We start from the raw sequence: 19,489 nt of genomic DNA, 5'->3' as shown, positions 1-19,489 counted from the left end.
AGCCAGCGTCTCCCATAAAAGGGGTGGAATAAAAACCACCCCTTTTGCTTTTTAACAGTTTGTCGATTTCTGTTTAACCATGGGGAAATACCACCAACATGTCCAGCGTTAATCTTGTTCCCGTCAAGCGCGCTTTGATCAGCGTCTCCGATAAAACCGATATTGTGGAATTCGCACAAGCCCTGCACGCCCAAGGCGTGGAAATTTTATCCACCGGCGGCACCTACCGCCTGCTCACCGACAACAAGATTCCTGCCATTGAGGTTTCTGATTACACCGGTTTTCCGGAGATGATGGACGGTCGCGTTAAAACCCTGCATCCCAAAGTGCACGGCGGTATCCTCGCCCGTCGCGGCATGGACGATGCGGTAATGAACGAACACGGCATCAACGCCATCGACATGGTCGTCGTTAATTTGTATCCCTTCGAAAAAACCGTGGCCAAGACTGATTGTTCTTTGGAAGACGCGGTAGAAAATATTGATATCGGCGGGCCCACCATGGTGCGCGCGGCGGCCAAGAATCATGCCTTCGTGAATATTGTTGTTAATGCATCGGACTATGCTGCCATCCTCGAAGAATTAAACACCAATAACGGCAACACCACTTACAAAACCCGTTTTGATCTGGCCATTAAAGCCTACGAACACACCGCTGCTTATGACGGTGCTATTGCCAATTATTTTGGTCGCCTGGTTGAGGGTGGTAGCGAAGATTTTCCGCGTACTTTTAATACGCAATTTATCAAAGCCCAGGAAATGCGCTACGGCGAAAACCCGCATCAGAAAGCGGCGTTTTATGTTGAAAAAAATCCGCAGGAAGTCAGCATCGCCACCGCAAAACAATTACAGGGCAAAGAACTTTCCTATAACAATGTGGCCGACACCGATGCTGCATTGGAAACGGTTAAATCCTTTACTGAGCCAGCTTGCGTCATCGTCAAACACGCAAACCCCTGCGGCGTAGCCATCAGCAGCAATATCAAAACCGCCTACGACCTGGCCTATGCCACTGACCCGGAATCGGCCTTCGGCGGCATTATTGCGTTTAACCGCGAACTGGATGCGGAAACCGCTAAAGCCATCATCGAGCGTCAATTTGTGGAGGTGATTATTGCACCGAGCATTGCCGCCGATGCTATTGAAGTTGTGAAAGCCAAACAAAATGTGCGCCTGTTAGCGTGTGGTGAATGGGGCACTGAACGCATTGGCGGTCTGGATTACAAACGCGTCAATGGCGGTTTGTTGGTGCAGGATCGCGACAATGGCATGGTGACTGAACGCGACCTGAAAGTTGTGACCAAACGTGTACCCACCGAAACCGAAATGCGCGATTTATTATTCGCGTGGAAGGTAGCCAAGTTTGTGAAATCCAATGCCATTATTTACGCGAAGAATAACCAAACCATCGGCGTGGGTGCGGGCCAGATGAGCCGCGTTAACTCTGCGCGCATTGCCGCCATTAAAGCTGAGCACGCTGGCTTGCAAGTCGCCGGTTCCGTGATGGCTTCCGATGCTTTTTTCCCCTTCCGCGACGGTATTGATAACGCCGCTAAGGTCGGTATCGCGGCGGTGATCCAGCCCGGTGGTTCCATGCGCGATGAAGAAGTGATCGCCGCCGCCGATGAACATGGCATGGCCATGGTGTTCACCGGCATGCGCCATTTCCGCCATTAAAATGTAGGTCGGATTAAGCGCGCAGCGCTGTAATCCGACAAGCGGCCTATTTAATAAAAAATGTCGGATTACGCTTCGCTAATCCGACCTACGGGTAGAGAAATAGCTTATGAACGTGTTGATTATTGGCAGCGGCGGACGCGAGCATGCGTTGGCCTGGAAAGCGGCGCAAAGCCCACAGGTTGAAAAAGTATTTGTTGCGCCGGGTAACGCCGGAACCTTGCTCGACAATAAACTCGCCAATGTGTCTATCGATATCCTCGACTTCTCCAGGCTCGCAGATTTTGCCGAAGCAAACGACGTGGGCTTAACCATTGTCGGGCCGGAAGTGCCGCTGGTGGCCGGTATTGTCGATTTCTTTAATGAACGCAAACTGCCCTGCTTTGGCCCCACCAAAGGTGCCGCGCAGTTGGAAGGCTCCAAAGCCTTCACCAAAGATTTCCTCGCCCGTCACAAGATTCCCACCGCTGAATACCAAAACTTTACCGAGGTTGAGCCAGCCCTGGCTTACCTGCGTGAGAAAGGCGCACCCATTGTGGTGAAAGCTGATGGCCTTGCCGCCGGTAAGGGTGTGATCGTGGCAGAGACCCTGGACCAGGCCGAAGCCGCGGTGCGCGATATGTTATCTGGCAACGCGTTTGGTGATGCCGGTTGTCGCGTTGTGATCGAAGAATTTCTCGCCGGTGAAGAAGCCAGTTTTATTGTGATGGTGGATGGCAAAAATATCCTGCCTATGGCTACCAGTCAGGATCACAAGCGCGTGGGCGATGGTGATACCGGCCCCAACACCGGCGGTATGGGTGCTTATTCTCCCGCGCCGGTTGTGACGCAAGCGGTGCATGATCGCGTGATGCAGGACATCATTCGTCCCACCGTGGATGGCATGGCTGCCGAAGGCAATGACTACACCGGCTTTTTGTATGCCGGACTGATGATTGATGCCTCCGGTGCACCCAAGGTAATTGAATACAATTGCCGCTTTGGCGATCCGGAAACCCAACCCATTATGCTGCGCCTGCAATCCGATCTGGTTGCGTTGTGTCTTGCCGCATTGAAAGGCGATCTTGATAAAGTAACCGCCGAATGGGATGAACGTGCGTCTATTGGTGTGGTGCTCGCGGCTGGCGGTTATCCCGGTGATTACAATAAAGGCGATGTGATTTCCGGTTTACCCACTGAAGAAGTCAGTGGTGAAAAAGTTTTCCATGCCGGCACAACCAACAAAGACGGCAAGGTTGTTACCAATGGCGGACGTGTGCTGTGCGCTACTGCCTTGGGTACAACCGTGTCTGAAGCGCAACAGCGCGCTTATGAACTGGCCGCGAAGATTCAGTGGGATGGCGTCTTCTATCGCAAGGATATTGGTTATCGTGCGATTGCGCGGGAGCAGGAATAGCACGCAACCGTGGGGTCGGATTACGCTGCGCTAATCCGACCTACTTGCGACTGAGGGTTATCCGTTATAGTCTGCGCATTCCCGACAGTGAGATGCACTCGTGTCCAACCACCTTGCCAATTACCGCCGCTTTATCTTCCTGACGTTAATCGTCTGGTTGTGTGCTATGTGGGGTGGTTTGCACGGGCATTTTTGTTTTGATGGACAGGAACCGCCCGTATCGGTCCACATGGATTTATTGAGTGGTCATCCCGATCATGAGCACAGTGATGAAATCCACATCGATGCCGACGCCGAACTCGTAGAATCCATTTTATTCAAACTCACTAAAATCGACCTGCCACTACTTATCACCGCGCTGGTTTACGCGCTGCTGTTGATTGGCCCCACCCTATCTTTTCCCCGCACAGCTCTTCAGCCGTTCACTAATAAATACTTCCTGTTACGTCCGCCACTGCGCGCGCCTCCTGCTTTCTCCAGCTAAGCCTTTTCTCTTCCCGTTTTTCTCACTGAAAACCGTGGCTCTTTGTATTTGCTGAAATTTCTATGCTGGAGTTTCTATGCGTAATGTATTACTGCACGGCGCGTTGATCGCGTTGTGCTCATTCATTGTGGCGTCGGCCAGGGCTGAACAGCCCAACCAACGTTTATTGTCATTGCAGGACGCACTGCGTCTCGGTCTGCAACAACACCCGCAGTTAACTCAATTTACACTGCGCGCACAATCCTTGGCGGGTGATCAGGAAAGTGCAGCCTTGTCACCTCCTCTGACGTTATCCGCCGAACTGGAAAATATCGCCGGCAGCGGTGCGTTCAAGGACACCCAAAACGCTGAACTGACACTGTCGCTGTCATCCGTTATTGAACCGCGTTATCAACGGGATGCACGCCAAGCGATTGTCACGGCCCGACAACAGGCCCTGGCGACTGAAGAAAACGTGTTTGCGCTGGACCTGCTGACGGAGATCACGCGCGGTTTTATTGCAGTGGTCGCCGCGCAGGAATTGTTGAATATTCATCAGCAAAGTCATCAACTCTGGCAACACCGTGTAACGGATTTACAGAAACGTGTCACTGCCGGTCGCTCCCCTGCCGCCGAATTACTGCGTGCACAAGCGGCACTTGCCCAAGCTGATATTGCCCGGCTCGACGCAGAAAACACGGTGCTGCTGGCAAAAATGTCGCTAAGTAAATTATGGGGTGAACCAGATGATTTTCATTTCACCGCACAGGGCAACTTGCAACACCTCGGCGCACCAGCATCCCGCGAGCACATCCTCAGCTTATTGGATCAGCACCCCGACCTGCGCTTATTGGCTGATGAAACGCGATTGCGCACTGCTGAACTGAATCTTGTACGCAGCCGTAGCTCGTTAACACCGGAGTGGCAAGCGGGCATTCGCCATATACGCGAAAGCGACGACACCGCATTAGTGCTGGGTATCAGTGTGCCTTTGTCCAGTGGAGCTCGCGCATCCGGTGAGATAAAAACCGCGCGCGCGCAACAACAATTGGCCATACAACAACAGGACAGCGCGATCCTCGAACTGCGCAGCCAACTCTTGCAGCTGGGGGAGCAGCAGCACCTCGCGTTGCAACGGGCAAAAATCCTGCGCGACGAAATTGTGCCCTTACTATCCCGCGCCCTTACCGAGGCCGACGATGCGTTTGCACGCGGTCGCTACAGTTATATGGAATGGAGCCTGATACAGAATGAGTTGCTGGATGCACAGCTTGCGTTAATTCATTCGGCGGCCCAAGTCCACTACTGGCGAACGGAGATTGACCGGCTCAGCGGCGCCATCCTGTTTAACCAAGACCCATCTCCATCAAAGCAAGGAGTCATGCCATGAAATTTTTATCTGCCATTATGCTGTTCTGTACAGCGCTGAATGCTTCGCTAGCACTGGCATCGTCAAATCACGACCATGATCACGACAACCACAACGACAATGATGCAGCCGAACACCGTGACCATGAACACACCGACAACCAGGTCAGCATTCCTGCCGCCCTCGCCAGTCAGGCCGGAATTCGCACCCAAACAGCGACCAGCGGTGTATTACAACAACAGGTATTGTTATTTGGTCGACTGAAACCCTATCCGCAACACATCAGCCACATCCGCGCCCGGTTTCCGGGACTGATCCGTCAGGTGAATGTTCAGATCGGCGAATCGCTAAAGACGGGTATGGTCATCGCCCGCATCGAAGCCAATGACAGTCTGCGCGTTTATGACATTACATCGCCGATTGATGGTGTGGTGATTGATCGTCACGCTAACGCTGGCGAATTTACCGGCGAAGACATTCTTTTTACTTTGGCTAACTACGACCAACTGGAATTGGATCTGAGTGTTTTTGCGCGCGACAGCCAACGCATTCGCATCGGCCAGGATGTCGCTATCTTTAAATCTGATTCCCGCACCGGGCCAGTCATTGCCCAAGGAAACATTACTTACATTACTGCCGGCGATGGAAATACGCCCACCGTCACTGCGCATGTCCCGCTCGATAATACAAAACAACAGTTAATGGCAGGCGCATTGGTTGAAGCGCTGGTCACTGTTGCACAAGATGAGGTTGCAGTACTGATAGAAAAACGTGCCGTGCAACGTCACGATGGGCAAGCTGTTGTGTTTGTACAAGAGGGCAATAACCACACCGCCCGCCCGGTTATATTGGGGCGAAGCAACGCGCAATCTGTTGAAGTATTGAGCGGTTTGCAAGCGGGTGAAGATTATGTCGTGGACAATAGTTTTCTTGTCAAAGCTGACCTGGAGAAATCCGGCGCAGCGCACGTTCACTAGGAGGCGTTATGTTGCAACCTGTATTGCGCAGCGCCATTGAGCGACGCGGACTCATTATCTTTGGTGTAGCGCTGTTAATTGGTTTGGGCCTTTGGAATTATCAGCGCCTGCCGATTGATGCGGTCCCCGACATTACCAATATACAAGTTCAGATCAACACCGAAGCTGCCGGTTATTCTCCGCTGGAAGTGGAGCAACGTATCACCTTTACCATTGAAAACAGTTTATCCGGATTACCGGGGCTGGCGTATACCCGGTCACTGTCACGCTACGGCTTATCACAAGTTACTGTGGTATTTGATGAAGGCACGGATATTTATTTTGCGCGTGCGCAAGTAAATGAACGGCTTAATCAAATTGCCAATCAATTACCCGATGGCATTGAGCCGGGCATGGGTCCGATTGCCACCGGCCTGGGCGAAATTTTCAGTTACACCGTCGATGCCACGGGCACAGCCGCACAGGAATACGATATAACCGCGCTTCGCGAAATACAGGACTGGATCATCCGTCCGCAGCTGATGCGCGTCAAAGGCGTGGTGGAGATCAACACCATCGGCGGCTATGAAAAGCAATATCACGTTACGCCCGACATACGCCAGCTACTGGCGTGGCGTATTACGCTGGAGGACATCAGCACCGCACTGCGCAATAACAACCGCAATCGCGGTGCGGGCTTTGTAGAGCATAACGGCGAACAGATTCTGGTTCGCTCGCCCGGACAATTGCGCGATATAGCAGACATCAGTGCCGTTGTTGTAGCTACTCGCGATGGCATTCCGGTGCGTATCGGCGATATTGCCGAGGTAGCTATTGGCAAGGAATTACGCAGCGGTGCGGCAACCCGCAATGGCCACGAAACGGTGTTGGGTACCGCCATGATGCTCATCGGCGAAAATTCGCGCACCGTTGCGCAGGATCTGGCAAAACAATTAACGCTGGTTAATCGTTCATTGCCGCCCGGTGTGGTCGCAGAAGCGGTTTATGATCGCACCACGTTGGTAGAAAAGACCATTCGCACCGTGCAAAAAAACCTGCTGGAAGGTGCCTTGCTGGTGATCGCTGTGCTGTTTATTTTGCTCGGTAATTTACGTGCAGCACTGATCACCGCCGCCGTCATTCCGATCAGCATGTTGATGACGATCAGCGGTATGGTTGAAACGGGCGTGTCGGCCAATTTGATGAGTCTCGGTGCGCTGGATTTTGGCCTGATTGTCGATGGCGCGGTCATTATTGTGGAGAATGCATTGCGTCGTCTCGCCGAAGCGCAACAACACACCACAGGTGCACTGCCGTTAAAACGTCGCCTTGAACTGACGTTTGTAGCCACTGATGAAGTGATCCGGCCCAGTTTATTTGGGGTGGGCATTATTACCCTGGTGTATCTGCCTATTTTTTCCCTGACGGGTGTGGAAGGGAAAATGTTTCACCCCATGGCCTTGACGGTGGTGATGGCGCTGGCCAGTGCCATGTTGCTCTCGGTTACGTTTATTCCAGCCGCCATTGCCCTGGTGATGCGCGGGAAGATTAACACCCGGGAAACGCGCTTGATGCAAGGATTAAAAGCGCGTTACCGGTGGCTGTTAACGCGCGCACTACAGCACCGCTACAGCATTATCAGCAGTGCGGTGCTGCTTATTATTTTTTGTAGCTGGTTGGCAACCACCCTGGGGCGGGAATTTATTCCGCAGCTGGATGAAGGTGATATTGCGCTGCACGCGTTACGTATTCCCGGCACCAGCCTTGAGCAAGCCGTGGCCATGCAGCATATGCTTGAGGAACGTATTAAAACCTTTCCGGAGGTGGATAAAGTATTCGCAAAAATGGGCACGGCTGAAATCGCCAATGACCCTATGCCGCCCAATGTTGCAGATAATTTTGTCATCCTCAAGCCGCGCTCCGAATGGCCTGACCCGTCGATGGATAAGGCAGACCTGGTCACGCGTATGGAGCATTCACTGCGCGAGCTGCCCGGCAATAATTACGAATTTACACAGCCCATCCAGATGCGGTTTAACGAATTGATCTCGGGTGTACGCACGGATTTCGCGGTCAAAGTGTATGGCGATGATCTGGACCAGCTGTTGCGTTCTGCCAATCATATTCTGGAGGTGTTAAAAAAACTGGATGGTGTTGCCGATCCTCGGGTGGAGCAGGTCACCGGCCTGCCGTTGTTAACCATTACGCCTAAACGCCACACCTTGGCCAGTTATGGCATGGATGCGGATTTTTTGCAGAATTGGGTTGCTACAGCAATTGCAGGTGAAACAGTAGGGCAACTTTTTGAGGGCGACCGGCGTTTCGATATTGTTGTGCGGTTGCCCGAAACATTGCGCCGTGATATCGCGCGCTTCGAACAACTTCCCATCCCATTGCCGTCAGGAAGTCCGACAGATCATGTTCCGCTGGGTGAGGTAGCCCAAATAAACTGGACCGAGGCGCCCAATCAAATCAGCCGTGAAAACGGTAAACGTTTTATTGTCGTAACCACGAATGTCCGCGGGCGTGATCTGGGCAGTTTTGTTACCGAGGCGCAAACCCGTATCACGCATGCGGTGCAATTACCGCCGGGTTATTGGCTGGATTACGGCGGCACGTTTGAGCAACTGGAATCTGCCGGCAAACGCCTGGCATTGGTGGTGCCCTTCACACTCCTGATGATCATCGGCTTATTGCTATTGGCCTTCGGTTCATTGCGCGATGCCTTGATAATTTTTACCGGTGTGCCGCTGGCCTTGACGGGTGGCGTCCTGGCGCTCTGGCTGCGCGATATGCCGCTGTCCATTTCCGCTGGTGTCGGCTTTATTGCGTTATCGGGTATCGCGGTATTGAACGGCCTGGTTATGTTGTCGTTTATTCGTAACCGGTGGGAAAACCAGCAGTTCACATTGCCAGCGTTGACGCCCTCTATCATGGAAGGCGCGCTGACTCGTCTGCGCCCTGTGCTGATGACCGCACTGGTTGCCAGCCTCGGCTTTATCCCCATGGCATTCAACAGTGGCACAGGTGCAGAAGTGCAACGGCCGTTGGCAACAGTGGTTATCGGCGGCATCCTATCTTCTACACTGCTGACGTTACTTGTTCTGCCGGCGCTGTATCAACAGGTGTATGAACGACGTGGATCGCCTTAACATTTGATTGCACTTCTTAATTAATTTCATGTTCAGGGAAGAACGTTTACTTACCGCCTGCTGTTTCCACAAAAAGTCTCCCGCGCTATTCACCAATACAATTGAATCGAATGCTTTTTCTCTTTTTTGTGTGTTAACGAACACTCTTTTTCTACGATTGTGTGCGACAGTGATCATCGTACTGCATTCGTTCGTATCAAAAATTTCTTCTCACCAATACACAGATAGAAAGCACAGAGAAAGTTTATTGCCATAACACCACGTATTTTTTGTCCCGTCAGATTTACTGCTGTGAACCAGCAGCAACGGAGGAAGTATGATTACCAGATTACCCCGCCAATCGACACTCGCTCTCGCCATTCTCTCTGCGCTACCCGGCGTGGCATTCGCCTCATCATTCCAGTTACTCGAACAAAGTCCTGCTCACCTGGGTAGCGCGTTTGCAGGTACAGCATCCAATGCGATTGATGCGAGCAGCGTTTTTTTTAATCCTGCCAGCCTCAGTGAATTGGAAGGCCGCCATCTCACCCTGGCAGGTAACCTTGTCTTTACCGAATCGGTTTTTCACGACCAAGGCTCAAATACCAACGGCATCGAAAGTGAAACCAAAGAAACTGGCGTTGTGCCAAATGTTTATTATGTGCATCCGCTGAATGATCGGCTCACGTTTGGCCTGGGATTAAATGGACCTTTTGGTTTAGCCAGCGACTATGGTCGGGATTGGATGGGACGCTATCTCGCCACCTACAGCGATCTTGAAGTGGCCAGTGTCAACACCACCTTTGCTTACGAAATTGCCGATAATTTTTCGTTGGGTCTGGGCGTCAGTTATCAACGCGCCGAAGTGATTCTGGAAAGTCAGGTGGACTCCACCTTGGGTGTTAATCCCAATCCGGCGACGGATAGCAGCGCCAGGATTGAAGGTTCTGATCACGCCTTCGTTGCCGATGTCAGTGCATTTTATCGTCCGACGGACAGTACCAGCCTCGGTCTCGTGTGGCGCCAGGGGGCCGATTTTGAACTGGACGGTGATGCACGTTTTGCGTTGAATGCCGCCTGCACACCCGGCGCGGGTTTTCCAACCGGTACACCGCCAGCACCCACCACCGGCACCATTTGTTCCGCCACCTTGAACACCCTGGATGGTGACGCAGCCGCTGATGTTGAACTGCCGGATACGCTCACCTTCAGCTTTTCCCAACAATTAAACACACAATGGGCACTGCATGGTGATATTGCCTGGACCCAGTGGAGCTCTATCGACACCATTAACGTGATGAACACCGACAATGGTGTGACCGTCGATCAGTTAGAACTGCACTATGATGACACCATGCGCTATGCATTGGGCCTTACCTATCAACCGGGAAATGCCTGGACCTGGCGTGCCGGTGTCGCTTTTGATGAGGCGCCGCAAACAGATCCGACCATTGTGAATCCACGCATTCCCGACCAGGACCGTACATGGTTAAGTGTGGGCTTTAATTATGCGGTCTCCCAGAACGTATCCATTGATGTGGGTTACGCGCATCTGATGGTTGACGATGCCAGCATCGCCAATGTCGATATGCAAACCGGTCATCAGGTTTACGGTGACTTCGACGCGCAAGTTGATATTGTCGGTGTGCAAGCCAATTTTCAATTTTAGAAATAGGGAGAGCCGGCAATACCCAATGCCGGCTTCGGCGCTTCCATCAACCGGAGCAATATACCGAATGTAAAAAAAGCTAAGCCTGCTTTATTTTGCCTAGCACCTGTTATACCGTTTTTGGCCTGATGTCAGTTCATTCTGGGAGAGCAGATTATGGAATACCGCCAACTCGGTCACTCCGGCCTTAAAGTTCCCGTGTTCAGTTTAGGCACCGCCACTTTCGGCGGCACCAATGAATTTTTCAAACACTGGGGACAAACCCAGGTGGATGAAGCCGCGCGCATGGTTGATTTATGCCTCGACCATGGCATTAATTTTTTTGATACTGCTGACATTTATTCGGACGGCGCATCGGAAGAAATTCTGGGCAAGGCACTACAGGGCAAACGTCAGCGATCATTAATTTCAACCAAGGCCACCTTCACCATGGGGAGTGGCCCCAATGATAAAGGGTCGTCGCGTTACCATTTGATTCGTGCCTGCGAGGCCAGTTTGAAGCGTTTGAACACGGACCACATTGATCTTTATTTCATGCACGGTTTCGACGCGCTGACACCGGTAGAAGAAACCTTGCGTGCATTGGATGATTTAATTACCAGTGGCAAGATCAGTTATATTGGCGCGTCCAATTTTTCCGGTTGGCACCTGATGAAAGCGCTTGCCACCTCGGAAAAATATGGCCTGGCTCGCTACGTGGCTTATCAAGGTTATTACTCGTTAATCGGGCGCGATTATGAGTGGGAGTTAATGCCCCTCGCTCTCGATCAAAAAGTCGCAACCATGGTGTGGAGCCCGTTGGGCTGGGGGAGGTTGACCGGCAAACTCAAACGCGGCCAACCCGCAACAACTGGCCGCATTGCCGCTGGAGGGAGTGATGGCGGGCCGACCGTTGACGATGATTACTTATTTAATGTGATTGACGCCCTGGAAGTGATCGCCAAGAATCGCAACAAAACGGTTCCGCAAGTCGCATTAAACTGGTTATTGACACGACCAACCGTTGCCAACGTTGTGGTCGGTGCGCGCAATGAGGAGCAGATGAAACACAATCTCGGTGCGCTGGAGTGGACCTTGACGAAGGACGAAATAGCCTATCTTGATAAAGCCAGCCATCAACGGCCGATCTACCCCTATTGGCATCAAACCGGCTTTGATGAGCGCAATCCCAAACCTACGCAGTGGTAAGGATTAACGAGCCTGGCGTCAGACAATGCGCGACTGGCGCTTCGCTTGTTTTCCCAATTAAGTAGAATTTGCTCTAAGCTATGATTTTCTTATGGCTGAGACGTGGGGTGTGGTGCCAATTTTTCGTTTTTTTAAATCATTTATTTATAACCAGATTGAGGCTATATAAAAACAATCTTAGCGATCTCTGTTCTTAGATTCCCATCACGCAGAAAGCGGATCTATCTCTCATAATCGTTATGAAAAATATCCGCTTCCGTGGTAATTCCTTTTGGTTATGCTCAGCTGATCGGTCATAGGCCCAGCTGCTCCCTCGTTATACTCCTGGGCCTGCCGCCTCGATTCACACCGATGAAGAAAAAAGCGGCGCCATTTTTTTCGCACATTTTATCATTTGAAACAGTTTTGAGAATTGCATCGCGTATTTTTGTGATGTTTTGTCAGCGCATGGTTATAAACAGTCCACCGCGTTTTTTGTGATCATATTTTTACGTGATGTCAATAGTCCACCTCATCGTGCCCATGGCTGAAGCCCGGTAAGCAAGAATTGACCAGCGGCAGCGACCTGTTAATCTATTCGTCAAGGGATGCCGGTGAGTCTGAAGATCCACCACAACTTTCACGGACATTTTTGCTTTACACATCGTTTTTTCAAGATGCTATTTCGCGGGTGAATGGAGTCGAATGAATGAATAGCTCAGGGTTACTTTCAAAATTTCCTATTCATTTTTTCGCTCGTTCCTGGTCGATAGCATCAGTCTGCATTGGTATGCCTATTGATACTTGATGTGGTCTTGTCATCAGGAATTAGCGAGTTTTTCGATAACTCCTGAGGCCGATATGACTTTTTCATCAAGCTCTACCCGTTACTTCCTTTTTGCAGTATCACTCGTCACATCACTGATTTCTTTTCAGGCTGTAGCCCAAACCAACCTGGCATTAAACAAACCCGTCATTGCTTCCAGCAGCGAAAGCGCAACCTATGGTCCGAATAAAGCGCTGGATGGCAATTCCTATACCCGTTGGGCCAGCTCTTTTTCCGACAGCAATTGGATATCAGTTGACCTCGGCGGTACTTACACTGTTGATAAAGTAAAATTGAATTGGGAAACCGCCTACGCGAAAGGCTATCAATTACAAGTTTCTCTTGATAACAGTAACTGGACAACAGTTTATACAACGACAAATGGAAACGGTGGAGTTGATGAGCTAAGCCTGTCCCAGGTTGCGCGTTATGTTCGTATGAACGGTACCAAACGCGCTACCGAGTGGGGTTACTCTTTGTGGGACTTTGAAGTTTACGGTTCCGCCTACACCCAGACGCCCACCAAAATTTCCTACAAGAAAACTGCAACGGCATCTACTTATGTTGGTGCAGATTACGCCCCTGCTCTGGTTCTGGATGGCAATAGCTCTACACGCTGGTCAAGCAATCATGCGGACAACAACTGGATAGCAATTGATTTGGGCTCAAACCATACCATTACCGGCGCAAAGTTACATTGGGAAGGCGCCTATGGAAAAAGCTACCAGATCCAGACATCAAATGACAAAAGCAACTGGACGACTATCTACTCGACAACAAATGGTGATGGCGGCGTCGACAATTTGAACCTTAATGGTACAGGGCGTTACATCCGCATGAACGGTATCAAGCGCGCGACTGAATGGGGTTATTCATTGTGGGAATTTGAAGTTTTTGGTTATCAATCAAATGGAACGTCAACCTCTTCCAGTTCCAGCAGTTCATCCAGTGTTCGTAGCTCGTCATCATCCAGTGTTTCGAGCAGCGTGAGTTCATCATCCAGTGTTAGCAATTCAAGCAGCAGCGTATCCAGTACCAATCAGTCTTCCAGTTCCAGCTCAGGCGGGTCGAATGTAGGTGGAGTAACGCTGGACTGGTACGTACCCACTGAACGTGAGAATGGTGCTTACCTGGAGCTTGATGAAATTGGCGGTTACGAAATCAAGTACAAGAAAGTGAGTGATTCCAAATTTACTGTGGTTCAGATTAATGATGGATCTGTGGACCGCTACTCCCTCGGAAATCTGTCAGGTACTTATGAATTCTATATCGCCACGATTGATGTCAATGGTGTTTACAGCGAGTTTATCGAAGTAAAGCCTTATTAATTATCGACAATTTAAGTGTGTGTAAGTCCGTTTAAGCCGCATTCTGATATGCGGCTTTTTTTATATTATGCGCTCCGATTTACTGCCCTGACTGGTCATGGAACAACGAACCGCCTACACTAGCCACCTTGAATAGGTGACGTAAAAGGCTGGACTATGGTCAAGATTGGTCAGATGAACCGCTTGCAAGCGGTTAAACAGATTGATGCCGGTATGCTGCTGGCGGGTGGGGAATTCGGCAATATACTGTTGCCGCGCCGTTACCTTCCCGACGCGGTCAAACTGGGTGATGATTTGGATGTTTTTATTTATCTGGATTCCGAAGATTGCATCATCGCCACAACCTTAACGCCCAAGGTGATGGTCGGCCAGTGTGCCCATTTGCAAGTCAAAGAGGTCAACGCGATCGGCGCTTTTCTCGACTGGGGCCTGCCGAAGGATTTATTGGTACCCTACAACGAACAACACAAACCCATGGAAGCCGGCCGCTCTTACGTGGTGACTGTTTACCTCGATAGCTACACCAATCGCATCACGGCGTCATCCAAATTAAGCCATCATCTGCAGGAACGCGCCGATGGGTTGAAGATTGATCAAGCGGTAGATCTGCTGATTTGCGGACGCAGTGACATGGGTTACAAAGCGGTAATCAACCATACGCACCTGGGCCTGATTTTTCGCGACGATGCTTTTCGCACGCTGGTCTATGGCGAACGCTTGCAGGGCTATATCAAAAATATTCGTCCGGACCGCAAGATCGGTCTCAGTCTCCAGCAACAATCCAGCAAAGGCAAAGATGAACTGGCAGGAAAAATTCTCCGGTTTCTCGCTGACCACAATGGTGTTTCCACCTTGACGGATAAGAGTGAGCCCGATGCAATCTATCGGCAATATCAGGTTAGTAAGGGAAAATATAAAAATGCCTTGAGCGCGCTGTACAAGCAACGGAAAATATTAATCGACGACGATAAAATCACGCTCGTGGAACAGGAAAAGTAAATGACCCGACAAATCATTCACTGGGGCATTATCGGTGCCGGCAATGTGACGGAAGTGAAAAGCGGCCCGGGATTTTATAAGAATCCCGATTCCCAATTGCTCGCCATCATGCGCCGCGATGCGCACAAAGCGCGGGATTTTGCTGAACGTCACCATGTTCCGCTGTGGTATACAGATGCACATGAACTGCTGGCCAATGCGGACATTGACGCAATCTACATCGCCACTCCGCCGCTGCAACATAAAGATTATGCCCTAGCGGCTTTGGCAGCCGGCAAACATGTCTATATTGAAAAACCCGTGACCATGAATGCCGCCGAATGTGATGCCATTATCGCTGCGCAATCTGCTACATCCCTGAAGGTATGCGTGGCCCATTATCGCCGCTTTGTGCCGTGTTTTTTAAAATTTTTTGAGCTTATTCAACAAGGTGCCATCGGCAAACCCCTGCTGGCCCGCATCGATATGCTGCGCTCTGCCAATGACAATTTAATTGCCAAAACCGATGAAAACTGGCGAGTTAATCCAATGATTTCCGGTGGCGGTTTATTTCATGACCTGTCGCCGCATCAGCTGGATCTATTGCTGCATTGGTTTGGGCCCGTGGTAGAGGCCCGCGGCTTTGGCACCAACCAGGCGGGGCTGTATCCAGCCGATGATTGTGTGCTGGGTTGGGCGAGGTTAAAAACGGGGGTGGAATTCCAGGGTCGTTGGCATTACGCCGTACCAGCGCATCTGGAGCAGGACTTGTGTGAAATTATCGGCACCGAGGGCAGCCTGTCGATCAATTTTTTTGGTGAGCAAGTGATTCGCCTGAACAATCGCGACGGCCAGCAAACGTTTCGTATTCCCAATCCACCTCACATCCAGCAACCGATGATTGAGCAGGTTAATCGTTACCTGCGCGGCGAGCGTGATAATCCCTGCTCCGTGGCGGAGGCGAAAGCGGTAATGTCTTTGATAGATTGTTTTACTCAGAAATAGAATGTTACTTTCTCCAAAAATATTAACTTGCTCCAAAAATATTACTTTCTGCCAAAATATTACTTTCTGCCACAATGTTACTCACTGCTGAACAGATACGGAAATAATTTACGCCGCTCAGCGTCCGACAGTGAGGCAACACGCTCGCGATTACGATCGGGAATTGCCTCTACATCGGGAAAAAATTCCAGCGCTTTGGCCAAGCTGGCTTCACGAATAATATGCAATATCGGGTAAGGCGCGCGGTTAGTCAGATTCTCCGGATCATCCGGCTCTGCACCGGCAAAACAGTAATCAGGGTGGAAGCTGGCAATTTGATAAATCCCTTGCCAGTTCATGCGTTTTAGCAACTGGTTAGTCCATTGCAGAAACTGCGTGTATGCAAAAAAATCCTGCAAACTATTCGGTACAATCACCAGCGTGGTTTCTATCTCCGTGGCGGGGTGTGCATCGAGCAACTCCATCTCCCGCTGCATATCCTCCAGCACACCCTCTTCGTCCTTCGCTTCGCTCACAAAAAAACGCACGCGGTTTTCACGCGTCGGCTTGGCTGAAAAAGGGCAGAGATGTAACCCGATCACCACCTCATTGAGCCAGTGGATAACCGCAACTTGCGCCGGATGCATAACCTGATTACCTTTTTTGACTTCTGTGACCGGCGATATCTTGCTAGACTTGCTGACACAAATCCAGCCTTATTAGCCGGGCCCTGCCTTGATTGAACTGACGCTTATCAATCCTTACGAACCTGAGCGACTTGCCGCACGTAAACGTGCAAAGCACTTGTGCCAGCAGTTGAACAATCTGCGCGCTGATCAACGCAAAGCCCGTCAACTACTCTACGCGCAATTGTTTGCGGAAGCCGATAATCCCTTTATTGAACCGGATTTTTATTGCGATTATGGCAGCCATATTTATCTGGGTGAAAATTTTTATGCCAATCATCATTGCCTGATGTTGGACGCTGCCGATATCCGCATCGGCAAACGTGTGAAGTTCGGGCCCGGCGTGCATTTGTACACCACTACCCACCCTATAGATGCGGCGCAACGTGCTACCGGACAGGTGCTAGCCGCACCGATTACCATTGGTGATGATTGCTGGCTCGGTGGCAATACGCTGGTCATGCCGGGTGTCACCATCGGAGAAAAAAGTGTGGTGGGTGCCGGCAGTGTCGTCACACGGTCCATTCCCGCCGGAGTGGTCGCCATGGGTAATCCCTGCCGCGTGGTGCGCGATCTGTAGCCCTTTATCCTCATCCATCCGGTTGATCTCACTTCTCATGACACAGAGGTTGATTCTATCATGACGCATTCCCGCCCGCTGATCTGGTTGATGGTTGTTGCCAGTACCTTTTTCTGGGGCAGCAATTTTAATGCGGGGCATGCGATAGCCGATGAAGTGCCTGCATTGACTGCAGCAGCCGAACGTTTTGCAATTGCACTGGTGGGGTTTTTATTGATCCGCTTATTTCAGGGCAAGGCGGAATCGTCATTGTGCCTGAGGGATATGCTGGTGTTATTTCCGCTGGGTATCGTCGGTGTCTTTGGTTTTAATTATGCATTTTTTACCGCATTGCATTCGACCTCCGCATTGAATGCGGCGCTGATCATGGCACTGTCTCCTATGGTGTCGCTGTTATTTTCTGCCTGGTTGTTGCCGATAAGGATTCGCTGGTTTCAATATGCCGGGATTGTGATTGCCTTTATCGGTGTGAGCCTGGTGATTACCGGGGGTAACTTCGGGTTGCTGCATATTGCGATCGGTGATGCCTGGATGATGCTCGCGTGCCTGGTCTGGAGTCTTTACAGTGTGGGCTCGAAAAAATTTGCCGGGCATATTCCACCCTTGCAGTTTGCGCGCTGGACGGTATGTATCGGGGCGGTTGCATTGATTCTTGCAGCCTTGGTGATTGAAGATCCGTTGGCCACTATTCCGTCGTTGAGTGTGGGTACGCATATTATCCTGGTGTATATGGCGACTTTCGGGGCGGTGTTTGCGTATATTTTTTGGTTGCGGGGTGTGTATTTGTTGGGGCCGGAGCGGGCGACGATTACGTTTAATCTGGTTCCGGTATTTACGTTGTTGGTGAATCTGGCGTTGGGGACTGTGCCCTTGCCGTTGCAGGTGGTGGGGATGGTGTTGGTGTTGGGTGGGGTGTTGATTTCGAGTGGTTGGCGACCTCGGTATTCACGGAGAATCGCTTCGTAGCCCGTTTGTCATTAGGTATGATGTGTTTCGAAAACGCATGTATACGTCCGTGTAGCTCCCGCAAGTCATCCATGACTTGAGGGTTTCGAAACACATCACACCTAACGCCAAACTCTTTTTTCAGTAAACGGCAGCAATAAATTTTAATCGGCAATAATATGCGGTAAAAACCGTGAGCTGTCTTTGGTAATCAGTGTGCTGTCTTCACGAATAGCAATCCCTGCTGCGCTGTCTCCCACCATCCAACTGCCGATCATGGTGTAGCTGTCGGCGTGGCGGTGGTTATCGCGGAATTTTGGTAGTGGGCATAAGGCCTGGCGAATGTAGCGGCCGTCGTTGTAGGGGCCGTCGGCGCTGATGTGTTCGCCTTGTTCGGTGATCAATTCCACGTTGGCGCCTTCGCGGGAAAACAGCGGTTTGCGTACCCAGCCTTTGGTTAACGCCTGGGTGGTGTCTTCGAAGAAGGCGGGGAGCAGGTTGGGATGGTCGGGATATTTTTGCCAGAGCAACGGTAGTATGCCTTTGTTGGAGAGCAGCATCTTCCAGCTGGGTTCCAGCCATTGGGTGTTGGAGGTGCGGATAGTTTTGCCGAAATCTTCGCGGACCATAAATTCCCAGGGATAGAGTTTGAATATGCCGGGGATGGGGTAGCCTTCGAGGTCGACGAATTGGCCGTCGTGTTCACCGACGTTTTCGATGGCGATGTAGCGCGCATCCATTCCCGCTTGTTGCGCGATGTCCATCAGGTAATCGACGGTGCCTTTGTCTTCAATATTGTCGCTGACGCTGGAAAAATAAAACGGTTGTGGCAGGGGCAGTGAGCGAAAGGCTTCTTCCAGTTTGTCTTGCAGGGAGTTGAATTGATCGGCTCCGCTCGGCAATTCACCGCGCTGGATTTTTTCTTCCAGCCACACCCATTGAAAAAATCCGGTTTCAAATAATGAGGTGGGCGTATCGTAATTGAGTTCCAGTAATTTAGCCGGGTCTTTACCGTCGTAAACCAGATCCATGCGGCCGTATAGGTGCGGTTCGCCGTTGGTCCAGCTGTTGTAGATGTGATTCCAGAATAATTCGGGGACGGCTAATTGCCGCAGCTTTTCCGCATCACGCACGATGTCGTTTACCAGGTCCATCGCCATGCCATGCAATTCTTCCGTGGGTGCTTCCAGATCGTCTTCAATTTGTTGCAAGGTAAATTGATAGTAAGCGGTTTCATCCCAATAGGGTTCGCCGTCGAAGGTGTGAAATTGAAACCCTACCCGCTCCGCGTAGTCACGCCACTGTGGGCGCTCGACTGTATCGACACGCTTCATC

15 protein-coding genes are annotated in these 19,489 nt (G+C 51.0%); 13 read left to right on the top strand and 2 right to left on the bottom strand.

What is annotated here, in order from left to right:
- The first annotated feature begins 98 nt into the window (after positions 1-98).
- The 11 genes from purH to ACSV5M_RS11135 all read left to right on the top strand — a co-directional run bounded on the left by purH (position 99) and on the right by ACSV5M_RS11135 (position 15,964).
- On the top strand, positions 99-1,676 hold the full coding sequence (gene purH / locus ACSV5M_RS11185; RefSeq protein WP_439176276.1) for a bifunctional phosphoribosylaminoimidazolecarboxamide formyltransferase/IMP cyclohydrolase: 1,578 nt from the start codon (positions 99-101) through the stop codon (positions 1,674-1,676).
- 109 nt (positions 1,677-1,785) lie between these two features.
- Positions 1,786-3,072, top strand: coding sequence for a phosphoribosylamine--glycine ligase (purD, locus tag ACSV5M_RS11180; RefSeq protein ID WP_439176275.1), 1,287 nt, complete (start codon positions 1,786-1,788; stop codon positions 3,070-3,072).
- Positions 3,073-3,172: 100 nt separating this feature from the next.
- Positions 3,173-3,556, top strand: a complete 384-nt coding sequence (locus ACSV5M_RS11175) for a hypothetical protein (protein ID WP_439176274.1) — start codon at positions 3,173-3,175, stop codon at positions 3,554-3,556.
- Between the two features lie 76 nt (positions 3,557-3,632).
- Positions 3,633-4,925, top strand: a complete 1,293-nt coding sequence (locus tag ACSV5M_RS11170) for a TolC family protein (protein WP_439176273.1) — start codon at positions 3,633-3,635, stop codon at positions 4,923-4,925.
- Positions 4,922-5,881: an efflux RND transporter periplasmic adaptor subunit gene (locus ACSV5M_RS11165; RefSeq protein WP_439176272.1), complete on the top strand. Its 960-nt coding sequence runs from the start codon at positions 4,922-4,924 to the stop codon at positions 5,879-5,881. Before ACSV5M_RS11170 ends, ACSV5M_RS11165 begins: the two co-directional genes overlap by 4 nt.
- A gap of 8 nt (positions 5,882-5,889) precedes the next feature.
- Positions 5,890-9,012, top strand: a complete 3,123-nt coding sequence (locus tag ACSV5M_RS11160) for an efflux RND transporter permease subunit (RefSeq protein WP_439176271.1) — start codon at positions 5,890-5,892, stop codon at positions 9,010-9,012.
- Between the two features lie 316 nt (positions 9,013-9,328).
- Positions 9,329-10,660, top strand: coding sequence for an OmpP1/FadL family transporter (locus ACSV5M_RS11155; protein ID WP_439176270.1), 1,332 nt, complete (start codon positions 9,329-9,331; stop codon positions 10,658-10,660).
- A 156-nt stretch (positions 10,661-10,816) separates the two neighbouring features.
- The gene (locus tag ACSV5M_RS11150) at positions 10,817-11,848 is read left to right on the top strand and encodes an aldo/keto reductase (RefSeq protein WP_439176269.1); all 1,032 of its coding nucleotides are present in this window, start codon (positions 10,817-10,819) and stop codon (positions 11,846-11,848) included.
- Between the two features lie 840 nt (positions 11,849-12,688).
- Positions 12,689-13,981 carry a discoidin domain-containing protein gene (locus ACSV5M_RS11145; protein ID WP_439176268.1) on the top strand — a complete coding sequence of 431 codons (1,293 nt, stop codon included), beginning with the start codon at positions 12,689-12,691 and terminating at the stop codon, positions 13,979-13,981.
- Between the two features lie 156 nt (positions 13,982-14,137).
- On the top strand, positions 14,138-14,980 hold the full coding sequence (locus tag ACSV5M_RS11140; protein WP_439176267.1) for a CvfB family protein: 843 nt from the start codon (positions 14,138-14,140) through the stop codon (positions 14,978-14,980).
- Positions 14,981-15,964, top strand: a complete 984-nt coding sequence (locus ACSV5M_RS11135) for a Gfo/Idh/MocA family protein (RefSeq protein ID WP_439176266.1) — start codon at positions 14,981-14,983, stop codon at positions 15,962-15,964.
- A gap of 77 nt (positions 15,965-16,041) precedes the next feature.
- On the opposite strand, the gene ACSV5M_RS11130 is transcribed toward ACSV5M_RS11135, so the two are convergent.
- Positions 16,042-16,590 carry a DUF1415 domain-containing protein gene (locus ACSV5M_RS11130; protein WP_439176265.1) on the bottom strand — a complete coding sequence of 183 codons (549 nt, stop codon included), beginning with the start codon at positions 16,588-16,590 and terminating at the stop codon, positions 16,042-16,044.
- A gap of 88 nt (positions 16,591-16,678) precedes the next feature.
- On the opposite strand from ACSV5M_RS11130, the gene ACSV5M_RS11125 reads away from it, so the two are divergent.
- Together ACSV5M_RS11125 and ACSV5M_RS11120 are read left to right on the top strand one after the other, a co-directional pair.
- Entirely contained in the window at positions 16,679-17,209 is a 531-nt protein-coding gene (locus ACSV5M_RS11125; RefSeq protein WP_439176264.1) for a sugar O-acetyltransferase, read from the top strand.
- A gap of 60 nt (positions 17,210-17,269) precedes the next feature.
- Positions 17,270-18,175, top strand: a complete 906-nt coding sequence (locus tag ACSV5M_RS11120; protein WP_439176263.1) for a DMT family transporter — start codon at positions 17,270-17,272, stop codon at positions 18,173-18,175.
- Between the two features lie 143 nt (positions 18,176-18,318).
- On the opposite strand, the gene ACSV5M_RS11115 is transcribed toward ACSV5M_RS11120, so the two are convergent.
- Entirely contained in the window at positions 18,319-19,488 is a 1,170-nt protein-coding gene (locus ACSV5M_RS11115; RefSeq protein WP_439176262.1) for a glutathionylspermidine synthase family protein, read from the bottom strand.
- Between the last annotated feature and the right edge of the window lies 1 nt (position 19,489).

The sequence above is a fragment of the Cellvibrio sp. ARAG 10.3 genome, assembly GCF_051846955.1.
Taxonomy (GTDB): Bacteria; Pseudomonadota; Gammaproteobacteria; order Pseudomonadales; family Cellvibrionaceae; genus Cellvibrio.
This window is presented reverse-complemented; position numbering and strand designations above follow the sequence as displayed.

Bases quoted from the DNA above. Each gene is read 5' to 3' on its own strand.
- purH (WP_439176276.1), top strand. From the start codon at position 99: ATGTCCAGCGTTAATCTTGTTCCCGTCAAGCGCGCTTTGATCAGCGTC.
- purD (WP_439176275.1), top strand. From the start codon at position 1,786: ATGAACGTGTTGATTATTGGCAGCGGCGGACGCGAGCATGCGTTGGCC.
- ACSV5M_RS11170 (WP_439176273.1), top strand. From the start codon at position 3,633: ATGCGTAATGTATTACTGCACGGCGCGTTGATCGCGTTGTGCTCATTC.
- ACSV5M_RS11165 (WP_439176272.1), top strand. From the start codon at position 4,922: ATGAAATTTTTATCTGCCATTATGCTGTTCTGTACAGCGCTGAATGCT.
- ACSV5M_RS11160 (WP_439176271.1), top strand. From the start codon at position 5,890: ATGTTGCAACCTGTATTGCGCAGCGCCATTGAGCGACGCGGACTCATT.
- ACSV5M_RS11155 (WP_439176270.1), top strand. From the start codon at position 9,329: ATGATTACCAGATTACCCCGCCAATCGACACTCGCTCTCGCCATTCTC.
- ACSV5M_RS11150 (WP_439176269.1), top strand. From the start codon at position 10,817: ATGGAATACCGCCAACTCGGTCACTCCGGCCTTAAAGTTCCCGTGTTC.
- ACSV5M_RS11145 (WP_439176268.1), top strand. From the start codon at position 12,689: ATGACTTTTTCATCAAGCTCTACCCGTTACTTCCTTTTTGCAGTATCA.
- ACSV5M_RS11140 (WP_439176267.1), top strand. From the start codon at position 14,138: ATGGTCAAGATTGGTCAGATGAACCGCTTGCAAGCGGTTAAACAGATT.
- ACSV5M_RS11135 (WP_439176266.1), top strand. From the start codon at position 14,981: ATGACCCGACAAATCATTCACTGGGGCATTATCGGTGCCGGCAATGTG.
- ACSV5M_RS11130 (WP_439176265.1), bottom strand. From the start codon at position 16,590: ATGCATCCGGCGCAAGTTGCGGTTATCCACTGGCTCAATGAGGTGGTG.
- ACSV5M_RS11120 (WP_439176263.1), top strand. From the start codon at position 17,270: ATGACGCATTCCCGCCCGCTGATCTGGTTGATGGTTGTTGCCAGTACC.
- ACSV5M_RS11115 (WP_439176262.1), bottom strand. From the start codon at position 19,488: ATGAAGCGTGTCGATACAGTCGAGCGCCCACAGTGGCGTGACTACGCG.